1 protein-coding gene is annotated in these 1,040 nt (G+C 69.3%); it reads right to left on the bottom strand.

The window, feature by feature from the left end; all coding sequences use genetic code 11:
- The coding region (locus PLL68_RS15815; RefSeq protein ID WP_324535737.1) for an IS110 family transposase at window positions 1-813 on the bottom strand (813 nt) is incomplete at its 3' end.
- Window positions 814-1,040 lie beyond the last annotated feature (227 nt).

Here is a 1,040-nt window from a genome sequence, read left to right on the forward strand (position 1 = left end):
GTTGTTCTCCCCGGAGGACGCGTCCAACGGGGCGGTCCCGTTCCACGACGCGAAGCGGTTGCGGTCGGCGAAGCGGGCGACGTCGCCGACGTCGGCCAGGACCCTGGCGGCGACGACCGGGCCGACGCCGTATAGGTCCATCAAGTGTGAGCCGCCGGCGGTGACCATCGCTTTGAGCTCGGCGGTGGCCTTCTTCTGCTTGGCCTCGACCGCGACGAGCTCGGCGAGCTCCTCGGCGGCGATCCGGCGTCGGGTCTTCCCGGCGAGGTCGCGCGGGCGCACCGTGGCGAGCATCGTCTTGGCCTGGCCGGTGGTGATGTCCTTCTTCGCCTGCCCGGGCAGCAGCTCAGCCAGTAGGGCCTGCAACCGGTCGACGGTCTGGACCCGGCGCCGGCTCAGCGCCTCACGCCGGTCCACCAGCATCCGCAACGCCTGCAGTTCGCCGTCGACGTGCAGCACCCGCAGGCCTTGGGTGCGTACCGCGACCATCGCGATGGAGTGCGCGTCGTGGGCGTCGGTCTTGCGGTTGTGCCCGGTGTCGAAGAGCCGGACCCGGGCGGCGAGCTTGGCCGGAACGTCAAGCACGTCCTCACCCGATTCCAGGAGTCGCTGCGCCACGGGTCGTCCGGTGCCGTTCGCGCCCTCGACCGCCCACACCCGCTGCGGCCACGCCTTCACATAGGTGCGCATCGCCGCGTACCCGGCCCGGTCGGTGGTGAACCGGCCCTCGCCCAGGCGCCGTTCGTGATCGTCGACGACCTCGATCGTCGCTGACAGCTTGTGGGGATCAACCTCGATGATGACCTGTTGCATGCTCTTGCTCCCGCCTGTCCTCGTTTCCGATGTGGTCGGCGAGGTGGGCAGTGCTACTACGAGCAGGGCAGTCCCTTCTTGAGCCACGCCTCGTCACGGTGCCCGGCGGGCAGCAAACCGCTGATGAGCCACACCGATGCAGCTGGTGGGCAGCCCACTGGAGAGCGTCACCGCCGAGCACCTGGACCGAGTCTGGCCAGACACCGGCCCTACCGACAATGATCTAG

This window comes from Ornithinibacter sp. (assembly GCF_035443565.1).
Lineage (GTDB): Bacteria > Actinomycetota > Actinomycetes > Actinomycetales > Dermatophilaceae > Fodinibacter.